The organism is Streptomyces sp. BR1, from assembly GCF_052373795.1.
Taxonomy (GTDB): domain Bacteria; phylum Actinomycetota; class Actinomycetes; order Streptomycetales; family Streptomycetaceae; genus Streptomyces.
In genome coordinates, this window is the sequence record NZ_CM126252.1 from 95973 (window position 1) to 108738 (window position 12766).

The 12766-nt window shown below is 71.2% G+C and carries 10 protein-coding genes; 4 read left to right on the top strand and 6 right to left on the bottom strand.

Going from position 1 to position 12766, the window contains the following annotated elements; genetic code table 11:
- Positions 1-35: 35 nt before the first annotated feature.
- From ACT1U9_RS00430 to ACT1U9_RS00440, 3 genes are all read right to left on the bottom strand, one after another.
- Positions 36-866 carry an endonuclease/exonuclease/phosphatase family protein gene (locus ACT1U9_RS00430; protein ID WP_444536339.1) on the bottom strand — a complete coding sequence of 277 codons (831 nt, stop codon included), beginning with the start codon at positions 864-866 and terminating at the stop codon, positions 36-38.
- Between the two features lie 168 nt (positions 867-1034).
- Positions 1035-2795 (bottom strand): S8 family serine peptidase, encoded by a 1761-nt coding sequence (locus ACT1U9_RS00435; protein ID WP_444539319.1) that lies wholly within the window; start codon positions 2793-2795, stop codon positions 1035-1037.
- A gap of 232 nt (positions 2796-3027) precedes the next feature.
- The gene (locus tag ACT1U9_RS00440) at positions 3028-3438 is read right to left on the bottom strand and encodes a cupin domain-containing protein (RefSeq protein WP_444536340.1); all 411 of its coding nucleotides are present in this window, start codon (positions 3436-3438) and stop codon (positions 3028-3030) included.
- A 52-nt stretch (positions 3439-3490) separates the two neighbouring features.
- Between ACT1U9_RS00440 and ACT1U9_RS00445 the strand changes: the two genes are divergently transcribed.
- The 3 genes from ACT1U9_RS00445 (at position 3491) to ACT1U9_RS00455 (ending at position 8016) form a co-directional block, all read left to right on the top strand.
- Positions 3491-4510: a helix-turn-helix domain-containing protein gene (locus ACT1U9_RS00445; protein ID WP_444536341.1), complete on the top strand. Its 1020-nt coding sequence runs from the start codon at positions 3491-3493 to the stop codon at positions 4508-4510.
- A gap of 139 nt (positions 4511-4649) precedes the next feature.
- Entirely contained in the window at positions 4650-5753 is a 1104-nt protein-coding gene (locus ACT1U9_RS00450; RefSeq protein WP_444536342.1) for an acyltransferase family protein, read from the top strand.
- 199 nt (positions 5754-5952) lie between these two features.
- Positions 5953-8016, top strand: a complete 2064-nt coding sequence (locus tag ACT1U9_RS00455) for a PIG-L family deacetylase (protein ID WP_444536343.1) — start codon at positions 5953-5955, stop codon at positions 8014-8016.
- Between the two features lie 21 nt (positions 8017-8037).
- Here the strand turns inward: ACT1U9_RS00455 and ACT1U9_RS00460 are convergent, their stop codons facing one another.
- On the bottom strand, positions 8038-9252 hold the full coding sequence (locus ACT1U9_RS00460) for an MFS transporter (protein WP_444536344.1): 1215 nt from the start codon (positions 9250-9252) through the stop codon (positions 8038-8040).
- A 213-nt stretch (positions 9253-9465) separates the two neighbouring features.
- Between ACT1U9_RS00460 and ACT1U9_RS00465 the strand changes: the two genes are divergently transcribed.
- Positions 9466-10518 (top strand): hypothetical protein, encoded by a 1053-nt coding sequence (locus tag ACT1U9_RS00465; protein WP_444536345.1) that lies wholly within the window; start codon positions 9466-9468, stop codon positions 10516-10518.
- 7 nt (positions 10519-10525) lie between these two features.
- Here ACT1U9_RS00465 and ACT1U9_RS00470 read toward each other — a convergent pair whose 3' ends face one another.
- Entirely contained in the window at positions 10526-12025 is a 1500-nt protein-coding gene (locus tag ACT1U9_RS00470; RefSeq protein WP_444536346.1) for an alpha/beta hydrolase, read from the bottom strand.
- 91 nt (positions 12026-12116) lie between these two features.
- Positions 12117-12686: a hypothetical protein gene (locus ACT1U9_RS00475; protein ID WP_444536347.1), complete on the bottom strand. Its 570-nt coding sequence runs from the start codon at positions 12684-12686 to the stop codon at positions 12117-12119.
- Positions 12687-12766: the final 80 nt, after the last annotated feature.

A 12766-nucleotide genomic window follows, 5' to 3' on the forward strand; every position in this document is an offset into this window, starting at 1 on the left:
TTCTAAGAGCGGTCCCTACGAGTGGTTCGCGCGGCTCAGGGAACGGAGATCTCGGCGCGTACCGGCAGGTGGTCGGAGGCGTCACTGTCGAGGACGTCGGCGCTCTGCGCGCCGATCCCCCGCGAGGTGAGGACGTAGTCGATGCGCTTGCGCGGGTTGCTGACGTCGAACGTGTAGCCGTCGCCGTCTCCCACGGCGCGCCATTGGTCGCGGAGGTGCTTGGTGAGCGTGGTGACCTCGCGGGTGTCCGGGGTGGCGTTGAGGTCCCCGACCAGCACCGTGGGGCGCCCGGACTCGTCGATCACCTGGTTGATCGCGTCCGCCTGGGCGAGGCGCTCGGTCTGCGAGGTGTGCTCCAGGTGGGTGTTCAGCATGCGCACGGTGGTGCCGCGCACATTGATGTCCGCCGCGAGGAGGCCGCGTTGCTCGCCCTGCCTCGGGTGCGGCAGAAGGGTGTTGTGCGCGTCGAGGACGGGGAAGCGGGACAGGATGGCGGTGCCGTACTGACGGCGGGAGCCGCCGGACCGGGCCGGGTCCTCGTTGAGGTTGGCCCCGTAGACCAGGTGCATCCCGAGGCGGTCGGCGAGCCAGCTCGCCTGGTCGACGAAGTCGCTGCGCGCGGCGAAGTGCCGGTCGACCTCCTGGAGCCCGACGATGTCGGCGCCGCTGTCCTTGACGACGCGCGCGATGCGGTCGAGGTCGAGGCTGTCGTCGGCCCCCGCGCCGTGGTGGATGTTGTAGGTGAGAACGGTCAGCGACTGGCTCGCGGCCGCTGCCGCCGGGGACGTCGGCGCGGCGGCCACGGCGAGCGCGGCGAGCAGCGTCAGGGCAGTGGTCGGTGAGGATCTGGCGAGCGCACGAATCATGCTCTCTAACTCCCCACTTATCGGGTGAGATTGACAAAAACCATCCGATTGGATGGAATTTGACGGCCTGCTGCCGGAGGCGAACCGGGCGCGCGCCGGGCACCACGACAAGAGGGGCCCTCGGGCAGCGGTCGCTCCGCCGCCCGAGGGCCCCTCATCGGTACGTCCTCAGAACGTCAGGTTCCAGGCGTCGATCCGGCCCGTGTCCCCGTCCGCGTTGTCGTTCACGCGGAGCTTCCAGGTGCCGTCGGCCTGCTGCGCGGAGGCGTCGACGGTGTAGACCTGGTTGATGTCGTTCGTGCCGCCGCCGGTGCGGTTGTGCAGGTTGTACACCGTGCCGTCGGGGGCGATGAGGTCGACCCGCAGGTCACCGATGTAGGTGTGCTTGATGTCCACACCCACCTTCAGCGTCGCGGGAGCGTTGCCGCTCACACCGCTCACCGTGATGGGGCTCTCGACGGTGGTGTTGTCGTCGATGGCGACGTCGGTCCGGTTCTCGAAGTACTTGCCCGCGGGCGGCGTCGCGCCGACCGCCTTGAGCGCGTCGACCTGCCCCTCGCCGAAGAAGCTGTTGTTGGCGGTGGTGCCGGTGCACCGGCTGTCCGACGGGCAGGCGACGTCATTGGCCTGGACGGCCAGCTTGTCGCGGATCTGCGCCGGGGTGATGCCGGGGTTGGCGCTCGCGATGAGCGCGGCCACACCCACGACGTGGGGCGAGGCCATCGACGTACCGCTCTTGGTGCCGTATTTGCCGCCCGGCAGCGTGGAGTACACACCGTTGGCGCCGTCGCCGCCCGGGGCCGCGACGTCGATCACACCGTTGCCGAAGTTGGAGTACGACGCCTTCACATTGCCGCTGCCCATGGCCGCGACCGTGACGACGCCCGGGAGCTCGGTGGGGATGTCGAGGCAGGCGTTGGTGATACGGCGGGTGGTCGGGGTGGAGTCGTTGGGGCTCGCGGTGTCCGTGGTCTTGTGGGCGAGGTCGTAGTTGGCGTTGCCCGCTGCGGCGACCTGGAGGGAGCCCTTGCCCTCCGCGTACTCCTGGGCCCGGCGCACGCCCTCGATGATGGCGGCCTGGTCGGCATCGTCGGGGCAGTTGAACTGCCAGGGGTCGGTGTAGTAGCTGTTGTTGGTGACCTTGAAGCCGTGGTCACCGGCCCACACCAGACCGCAGATGGTGTTCTCGGCGTAGAAGAGGGTGGAGCCCGGCTCGGCGAGGCGGACCGAGGCGATCTTCACGCCCGGCGCGACACCGACGACGCCCTTGCCGTTCTTCGCGGCAGCGATGGTGCCCGCGACATGGGTGCCATGGCTGTCCACGTCCCGCCACGCGCCCGTACGGGTGTCGGGCTTGCCGTAGGCGCAGGACACCGAGTCGGCCGCGTCGAAGTTGGGTGCGAGGTCCTGGTGCTGGTCGTCCACACCGGTGTCCAGGATGCCGACCTTCACCGAGGCGGAGCCGGGATTGACGGCCCACGCCTGGTCGGCCTTGATCTGGCTCATGTCCCAGCGCACCGGCTCGCCCGCCGGGGTGGTGGACTGGGCGGGGTTGTCGGGCAGCGCCGGGTTGTCGGCGTCGGCCGGTACGTCGGCGGTGCGGGTGGCTCCGACCTGCTGGACTCCGGCGACGCCCCGCATGGTGGTGGCGAAGGTGGCGGAGGCCGAGTGCGCGACGATCACGCCGATCGGGTCGAAGGACGAGAAGACCGTGCCGCCGTTGGCGGTGACGGCCGAGCGCACCGCCGAGCTGTCACCGGGGGCGCTGATGACGAGGTAGGCGCGGGTGCCGGCCACCGTGGCCGCACTCCGGCCCGTGACCTTGGCCGCGGCGGGCCGGGACAGCGACGGCGAAGGTGCGACGGGCTGGGTGCTCGCGAGCGCGGGCGCCGCGAACGTCAGCGCGGCCCCGACGGCCGCGGCCGCGATCAGGGTACGTCGGGGGCGTCTGGATATGGGGGGTATCAATGCGTCCTCCGATGACCCGGGGGCTGTTGGCACCTACCGGGTCGTACGAAACGAGTGGTGGACGCAAGATGTCAGACGATCACCCGGGGAGGGAAGTCCCTTTCGCTGTACGGACGTTGCCCGGGCGAGCGGAATGCCCGGCTCAGGTTCGTGCCTGGCGGTACCGAGGTAACTCGGTGCGCATAAGACCCGCTCAGAGAGCGTGTCCGGTCGTCGCGTCCACATGACCGGGGACGTCGTCGTGGCGGTCGCCCACCGACAGCGTTCCGCTGGGCTCGAACATGAGGATCGAGGCACCGTCGGGCGCGGACGGCTTGTGCTCGGTGCCGCGCGGGACGGTGAAGACCGAGCCGGTGGGCAGGGTCACCGAACGCTCCCCGGCGGGCTCGCGCAGCGCGATGCTCAACTCCCCGTCCAGTACGAGGAAGAACTCGTCGGTGTGCTCATGGACGTGCCAGATGTGGTCGCCCTCGACCTTGGCGATGCGTACGTCGTAGTCGTTGACGCGGGTGACGATGCGGGGGCTCCACAGGGCGTCGAAGGAGGTCAGGGCCTGCGCAAGGGCGATGGGTGCACTGCTCTCGGTGTCGTTCTCGTTGCTCATGGGCTCATCCTCGGCCGTGGCGCACCGCCGCCACGAGTGCTAGAAATCGCACATGCCGCAAGATTCCTCTCAGGGGACGGCTGATCACCGCACCCACCGCACCCACCGCGTCGTCGTGATCGTCGACGAGAACTCCAACCCCTTCGAACTCGGCTGTGTGACCGAGGTGTTCGGGCTGCGCAGGCCGGAACTGGGCCGCGACCTCTACGACTTCACCCTGTGCTCCCCCGAGCCGCGGACCGTGATGCGCGACGGGTTCTTCACGCTCACCGGTGTGGCGCCACTCGACGCGGCCGACACGGCGGACACCCTGATCGTGCCGAACCGGCCGGACACCGAGGTGCCGCGCCGCCCGGCGGTCCTCGACGCCATCCGGCGCGCGCACGCACGGGGCGCGCGGCTGGTGGGGATGTGCAGCGGCGCCTTCACACTGGCCGAGGCCGGGGTGCTCGACGGGCACCGCGCCACCGCGCACTGGCAGTGGGCCGACTCCTTCCGGGCCCGCTTCCCCTCGGTCGCGCTCCAGCCGGACGTACTGTTCGTCGACGACGGCGACATCCTCACCGCGGCGGGCAGCGCGGCCGCGCTCGACCTCGGGCTGCATCTGGTCCGCCGCGACCACGGCGCGGAGGTGGCGAACTCGGTGAGCCGACGCCTCGTCTTCGCCGCGCACCGCGACGGCGGCCAGCGCCAGTTCGTGGAGCGACCCGTCCCCGATGTCCCGGACGAATCGCTGGCGCCGGTCCTGGCCTGGGCCCAGGAGCGGCTCGGCGAACCCCTCACGGTGATCGACCTCGCGGCCCGCGCGGCTGTGAGCCCCGCCACTTTGCACCGCCGCTTCCGCGTCCAGCTCGGCACGACCCCGCTGGCCTGGCTCACCGGTGAGCGCGTCGCCCTCGCGTGCCGCCTCATCGAGCGCGGCGAACAGCGCCTCGACGCCGTCGCCCAACGTAGTGGCCTGGGCACGGCCGCGAACCTGCGCGCCCGGCTGCGCCGTGAGACTGGTCTCAGCCCGTCCGCATACCGGCGACGTTTCGGGCCGGGCACCGAGGCCCAACACGCCGGAACATGATCATTGTTGTGAGGTTCCTGTGGCAAGTCATATGATCCGGCCAATGTGCCATGGGGCCACCTGACCAGTGCGCCCTCTCTGCGGCGCAGTCAATCAGCCCGGTGGCGGGACACCACCCGGTAGGGGGATCACCAGACCAATGCTTGATCCGACGCGCGCGCTCATATCGACGATGCAACGGCCGGAAACCGCTTCTCCACCCGAAGCCACCCGTCCCAGACGCATCTACGCGCTCGACGGACTCCGTCTGATCGCGGCCCTCACGGTGGTGATCTACCACTACATGGCCCGCGGCGGTGGCTGGCACACCGACGTGAAGACGCTCTTCCCGCAGGCGTTCCCGGTGGCCGCCTACGGCTGGCTGGGTGTCCAGCTCTTCTTCCTGATCAGCGGCTTCGTCATCTGTATGAGCTGCTGGGGCAAGTCCCTCAAGGACTTCTTCGTCTCACGCGTGGTGCGCCTGTACCCCGCGTACTGGTTCGGGGTCCTCGCCACCACGCTGACCGTCGCCCTCATACCCGGCGGCGCGAAGCCACTGCCCTGGAACGCGGTGATCACCAACCTCACCATGCTCCAGGAGCCGATCGGGGTGGAGCACGTCGACGGCGTCTACTGGACGCTCTTCGCCGAGCTGCGTTTCTATCTGCTGTTCGCCGTCATCGCCTGGTGGGGTCTCACCTACCGCAGAGTGCTCGCATTCTGCTGCATATGGGCCGTGACCAGCGTGTTCTTCGCCAATGCACCGACCAACAGCCCTCTGCGGCTGCTGATCATGCCGGACAACAGCTGGTACTTCATCGCGGGCATGGCGTTCTACCTGATGTACCGGTTCCGCCCGAACCTGATGCTGAGCGGCGTCGTGCTGCTGTGCTTCTCCGCGAGTCTTCCCTTCGCCCTCAACACCTGGGCGAACACCGAGAAGTACATGGGACACAACGTCCCGTCCTGGCCGGTGGTCCTGATCATCGCCGCGTGCTTCGGCCTCATGGCCCTCGTGGCCACCGGCAAGCTCTCGGGCATCACCTGGCGCTGGCTGCCGTACGCGGGCGCTCTCACCTATCCGCTGTACCTCCTGCACGAGGTCATCGGGCGTGAGCTGTTCAGCTCGCTGTCCCCGCGGGTGCCGTCCTATGTGCTGCTCGGCTCGGTGATCGTCACCATGCTGTGCGCCTCCTGGCTGGTGCACCGCTATGTCGAGCGACCGCTGGGCCGCCGGCTCAAGCAGGGCCTCGCCCAGCTCTGACCTTCGTCATCACCGGCCGGAGAAACCCCACACTCCGGCCGGTGCGCCGCGGAGCCCCCGTCGAGGCGTGCTCCGCATTCCACATCACCCATATCAGCACCACACGCAGGAGCGTGCGACCTCCTGTGCGTCCGCTGCGCTCCCGTCCGAAGGACCGACCGCCCCACCGATCGGAGCTCAGGAAAGGCCACTACCGACCATGCGTCTTCTCAAGCGCTTCACCACACCCTCGCTGCCGCAACCCCGGCAGCCCACGACCGCCGCGCCCCATCTGCAGATCTGCGCCCACACGGACGACGACCTGTACTTCATGACGCCGGACCTGCTGGAGTCCCTGCAGTCGGGGGTGGGCATGGTCAGTGTGTATCTGACCACCGGCGAGGCCGACGGCATCAACCTCCCCACGGACGACCCCGGCCGCAAGACCGCCGTGCCCGACTTCGCGGGATACACCGCCGCGCGCCAGCACGGCATCCGCGCCGCGTACGCCGCCATGGTCACCGGGAACCGCCGCGCCGACTGGCAGCGCTCGACCATGAAGGTCCGCGAGGGCGTCACCGCCGAGATCAGCACGCTCGGTGACGGCGATGTCACCCTGATCTTCCTCAACCTGCGCACCGGCCTCGGCACCAATGGCGAGAGCATCATGGGTCTGTGGCGGGGGCTCAACCCGCGCCTGGCCACCCTGCGGCCCACCGACAGCCCCATACCCGCCAAGAGCGACGGCCGGCCGCTCACGCGCGACGGGGTCATCGAGACGCTGACCGACATCCTGCAGACGTACGCGCCCAGTGTCGTGCGGGTCATGAACCCCGACCCGGAGCGCACCGGCATCGACAAGGCGACCGGTCACATCGCCTACGCCGACAACTCCGACCACACGGCCGCCGCCTGCTTCGCCCTGGCCGCCCTTGAGGCGTACGAGCGGACCAACCCGGTGTGCAAGCCCGCCGTCGAGAGCTACCTCGGCTACTGCAACAAGCTCCGCCCGAACAACCTCAGCGCCCAGCAGGCCGCCCGCAAGTTCTCCTACCTCGCGGTGTACGGCGGCGAGGACGGCCACGAGTGCCGCGAGGCCCCGGGCATGTGCGGCGACCGCGTGCTGGGCAACCGCTCGTACAACCGCTTCTACGGACAGAGCACCAGCTACCGCTGGCAGCCGAGCACCAGCTGGCTCCAGCAGCGCGCCGACGGCCGGCTCACCGCCTTCGCGGTGCTCGGCGGCCGTCCGGTGATGTGGACGCAGGACCGGCCGGGCGGCGAGACCTGGTCGGGACCGGAGGCGCTCGGGCAGTGGCCCCGGGGCGAGGGCCGCTGCCTGGACCGGCTCGACGCCGTGCGCGACGCGGGCGGCCGCATCCATGTCATCGCGGTGCGCGCCACGCTCGGCGCCGCGCCCGAGGCCCACCAGCGCGACCTCATGCACGTCGTCCAGGACGCCGCCACCGGCGAGTTCGGCGCCTGGACCGACCTCAAGAGCCCGTACGGCACGTCGGCGGAGCACGAGCCGCGCCGCCGGGCGCTCGGCATGCCCGTGGTCGCCGCCACCGACAAGGGCATCCAGGTCGTCATCCGCAACTTCGGCACCGGACTGAGCTCGCGGGTGTACACCCCGAGCGGCTGGGAGCCGTGGGGCGACCTCCAGGGCGGTGCGCTGGAGGGTGCGGCCGCCGTCACCAAGGGCGACGGGGCCGTCGAGCTCTACGCCACCAGCCGGATGATCGGCATGGGCATGCTGCGCTGGTACCAGCAGACGCCCAGCGGCCCGTTCCAGCGCGACTACGGCACCCAGCTGGCGCGGCCCGCGGCGCCGGTGACGCTGCTTGAGCAGTCGGACGGCCGACTGATGATGATCTCGCGGCAGCCGGGGACCGGCTGGTTGCTGGTCAACCGTCAGCGCGAGGCGGGCGGGACCTGGGACACCCAGCCCGAGATCGCCGACACCGCCCCCGGGTTCGGCCCGGTCGCCCATGTGCTGCTCCCCACCGGCGAGGCCGCCGTGGTCCAGCGCACCGACGACAACGGGCTGAGCCTCTCGATCCAGCCGCTCGACGGCAGCCCGGTCCGCCAGCGGTGGATCCCGCTCGGCGGCGGCCCGCTGGTGCACGCCCCCTCCGCCGTCCTGGACGCCGAGGGCCGCGTGGTCGTCGCGATCCTGGACGCCCAGGCCCGGCTCACCACCCTCACGCTGGACCCGGCCGACGGCTTCGAGCCCCGGGGGGCGGCCGACTGGGCGGTCCACCCGGCGCCGACCGTCCCGTAACGCCCCACGGCGGCGCCGTCCTCATCGGGGACGGCGCCGCCCGCCCGGGCCCACGGCCGTCGTCGCGAGCGCGGCGGCGGCCGCCACCGATCCGCCGAGCAGCATGACCGCCGACGGTGTGGCGTGGTCGACGACCACCCCGCCGGACAGCGCTCCCAGGGACAACGTCGCCTGGAACGACGCGGTGAACAGCATCCCGGCCGCCTCCGCATCACGCGGCGCCGAGACGGCGAACCAGGTCTGCGAGCAGACCGGCACAGCGCCGTAGCCGATCCCCCACACGACCAGCAGCAGCACCGCTCCCACGGCCGAACCGCCCAGCACGGGCAGCAGCGAAGCAGCCAGGGCGACCAGCGCAGCGGCCCCGCCGAAGGCGGCACGCGGATGGCGGGTGACCATCGCACCGCCGAGGAAGTTGCCGACGATACCGGCGGCCCCGTACACGAGCAGCAGACCCGTGACCGCACCCGGGCCGACCCGCGTGACCTGCTCCAGGAACGGCGTCACATACGTATACGCGCCGAAGTGGGCGATGACGATCAGGAAGGTGACAACCAGCGTGCGCCGGATGCCGGTGGCGCGCAGCAGGGCACGGAGTACGGCGGGACGGACGGCCGTCAGGGCGGGCAGCGGTGGAAGGACCACGAGTAACGCCACGAACACCGCTGCTGAGACAACTCCCATGAGGGCAAAGGACGTTCGCCATCCGGCGTGGTCCCCCACCAGGGTCCCGACCGGCACGCCCAGTACCGATCCCAGCGGAACGGCCGCGAAAATCACGGCAGTTGCCCGCCCTGCCGACTCCGGCCCCACCAGCCGCTCGGCGAGTCCGACCGCTATCGACCAGAAGCCGCCGATGGTCACGCCGACGAGCACCCGCGAGACGACCACCAGCCAGTACGCGGGCGCGGCCGCCGCCAGGAAGTCCGCCACGGCGAGCAGCAGCACGAGCGCGCACAGCATCAAACGGCGGTCGATGCGGGCGGTCGCCAGGGTGACGGCGGGCGCGGCCAGGGCGGCGAGGATCCCCGGCATCGTCATCATCAGACCCGCCGTACCGTCCGAGACCCCGAAGTCGGACCCGATCGGGGTGAGCAGACCGATCGGCAGGATCTCGCTGGTCACGATCGAGAAGAGGCCCGCCGTGACCGACAGGACCGCGAGCCAACCGGACAGGGGTGGTCGCCGTGCGGCACGGCCTGCGGAGGTCGAGGGGGTGGTGGTGGCTGTGCTCATGTGGTCCCGTCCCATGGCTGGTGGTCCGCCGGTCTTCGTCCCGACAGTCCAGCAGCCGCCCGGGGGCCGGGTCCGGCAGCTTTCCGACGTGATGATCGGTCACGGGGCGTTGGCGCATCCGGAGTAGTCGCGGAGAGGCGTTCGTCGCCGCCGGGGGGCGTGGGGCGGATAGTGGACACCATCTGCACACCGTGCGTCGTCCGAGGAGCGGTCATGGCACGTCGTCCCGCGCACCGCGAGAACCAGCCACCAGCCGTCGGACGGCGTTCCCTGCTCCTGGGCACCGCCGCGTGGTGCGCCTGCGCGGCCGGTTGCTCGACGAGTACGAAGACGTCGCCGCCCACCGGTTCCCCGTCCGCCGCCGGTTCTCCATCCCCCGCCGGTTCGCATACCGCGTCCGGCTCCACAGCGAGCGCCGGAGCGACGCTGCCGCCCGCCGTGCCGTGGAAGCCGGGCGCGAGCGAGGTCGAGCCCGCCGCGAAGGTCGCCGCCGTCCGCCTGATCGAGACCTTGGGGACCTGGCCGACCGGGCAGGGCGGACAGAGCAACGCGGCCGCCCGGGCCGCCGCCCTCGGCATCCCCACCCGGCTCGCCGCAGCACTCGCCGCCCAGGCCGGACCACTGACCCCGACTGCGGACGCGGCCGTCGTCCGGGTCATCGACGCCCAGTACGGCGGGATCCTCGCCGACTCCGCGAGCGTCCTGGTGGTCTGCGCGCAGAGCACCAGGACGGACGCGGCCGTGCAGGACGGCGGCACCACCGTCGACGTACGGCTGAGCCGCGCCTCCACCGGCTGGGGTGTCACCTCCCTGCACCCCGCGAACCCGGGGCCCCCGGCCGCGCTCGGTGCCTCGGCGCGGGCGGTGCTCGCCCAGTCGCGGATCGAGCTGCCGCCCGCCTCGGCCGCCGACATCCGCAGCGGCCAGGTACACGAGAGCGTGCTCAGCGCGATGCTCCGTCTCGCGGGCGACTACCGGGTGTCGGTGAGCGTCGTACGGTCGGGCCACCCGCTGGACGTGTTCGGCACCGACCGGCCGAGCGACCATCCGCTCGGCCGGGCCTTCGACGTCTGGCGCATCGACGGCCACCCGGTCGTCGATCCGGCGACCTCGCGCGGCCTGATCACCGCGTTCATGCGGGCGGCCGCCGCCGCGGGCTCGTACAACGTGGGCGGGCCGGTTCAGCTCTCGGGCGGCGCGACGGCCAACCAGTACTTCTCCGACGCCACCCACCACGACCACGTGCACATCGGCTTCACCAGCTGAATGGCCGTCAGTTCTCGCAGACGCTGTCCTCCGGGCGCTGGCCCGTGGTGAGGAACGTGGTGACCGTGCGGTCGGCGCAGGGGTTGCCGTTGGCCAGGTACACCTCGTGGCCGCCGTGGTCGACGGTGACCATACGGGCCCGGTCGCCCAGGGCCTGACGCAGCTTCAGAGCGCCGGAGTACGGCGACGCCGGGTCCCGCCGGTTCTGGATCAGCAGGACGTTGGACGGGCCGTCGGCGGTGATCCGGGCCGGCTTCTCGGCGGCCCCGTCCTGCCAGAACGTGCAGGGTGTGACGTTGACCGGCATCCCGGCCGTGAGCGGGTGCCGGACGCGGTCGGCGGCGACCGCCTGCTCGTACGAGGAGACCTGCGTCGGCCAGCTGACGTCGTTGCAGACGACCCCGAACATGACCGCCACGGACTCGTCGCTCAGCGGCTGGGCCAGGAACGGGGGCAGGGCGGGCGTCGCCGTCGGCTCCTGGGCCTCCTTGACGAGCTGCGCCATCATCGGGAAAGAGTCGTCGCTCATCAGGGCGATCTGGAGCGTCTGGCGCAGCATGTTTCCGGTGAGCGGGACGTCCTTCGTGGTCGTCTTCCTCGGTGCGGCGTCGAGCTTCTCCGCCAGGCCGAGCACCAACGGCCGCACGTCCTCGGCGCGTTCGGCCAGCCGCAGCCCCTTGGCCTCCTGCGCCGGGTCGGACGCCCACGCCGCGAAGTCGGGGAACCGGTCCTCGGTCCCCTGCGCCGCGTTGGCCAGCCAGCCGCGCCCGACGCGGTTCGGGTTCGGGTCGTCGTTGCTGTCCAGCACCCAGCGGTCGGTGTGCTGCGGGAAGAGCTGCGCGTACACGGCACCGGCATACGTTCCGTACGAGGTGCCCCACCCGGAGAGTTTGCGCTCGCCGAGAGCCTGCCGGAACAGGTCGATGTCGCGGGCCTCGTTCAGAGTGGTGAAGCTGCGCAGCACCGCGCCGCCGTTGCGGTGACAGGCGTCGGCGACGCGGCGGGACCTCTCGGTGTTCGCGCTGATGTCGCCGCCCTGGCCGGGCCAAGACCGTACATTCACCAACATCCGGTCATCCGGGGTGAGTTCACAGCTCGCCTTCGTGCTGCCGCCCACCCCGCGCGGGTCGAGGCTGACGATGTCGTACGCGCCCGCCATCCGCTTGCGCAGGGCGTCGCCCTTCTCCTTCAGCAGCCCGACCCCGGACCCACCCGGGCCGCCGGGGATCGCGAGGAGCACCCCGCGCCGCTTGTCGGGGTTGTCGCTGCGCAGCCGGGTCACGGCGAGGGTGAGGGTCGGCCCGTCCGGGTGGCGGTAGTCGAGCGGCACGGGCAGCTGTGCGCACTCCTGGCCGCCCGCCCCGGCACAGGAAGTCCAGTCGAGCTGGGGCACCTCGGGGCCACCCGTCCCGGCGTGGGCCGTCGGGGCGACGGTGGCGGTCAGGGCCGTCGCGACGGCTGCGGCGGAGAGGGCGACGGCGAGGCTTCGATTGCGGTAAGCGGTCATGGAACAAGGGTGGTTGAGCCCGTTCCATGATCCCATCCGGTAGGCACGACGACCTCGGTGGGGATAACCCCCGAGCGGATCCGGGGGCTGGTCAGCGGACGATCTGGTCCCCGTCCGGTACGTCCTCGACGCTCACCGCGCCACGGGGCTGCCCCAGTTGCCGGGCCACCGCGCGCGCCAGACCGTCGAAGTCCCGCCCCTGCGGAACCGGCACCGCCTCGCCGTCCCCGTAACTCTCGATCGCCCGGGTGAAGTAGCCGGGATTCCAGGCGCCCACCGCGCCCCGCACCTCGACGGCCCGCACCGCACGGCCCGCGACGGCCTTCCGTACGGCGGGCAGGATCTCGTCCGACCGGAGCTCGCCCGGCACCTGGAACAGGCTCGCGTGCGCACCCACCAGACCGCCGCCGCGCAGCCGTACGGTCACGGTCAGACAGCTGGTGACGGAGGGATACGTGATCACACCGCCCCGGGCGACCTCCTTGACCTGCCCCTCGGTGATGGTGGCGGCGGCCGGTGCCTGCTGCTGCACCTGCGCGAGGGGTTGAGCGTGCGCGGGCTCGACGGCGACGGCGGCCAGCAGCGGCAGCGCCACCGCGAGCACCATCGCCCGCGCCCGGGCGTTCCGGCGGATTCGGCCGGCAGACGGCTGTGACGACAAGAGGGCTCCTCGGGTGGGGTGGTGGGTGTACCCGCCCATTGTCGTACGCGGTGTCGAGGGCGTTTGTCGTACGCGGTGTC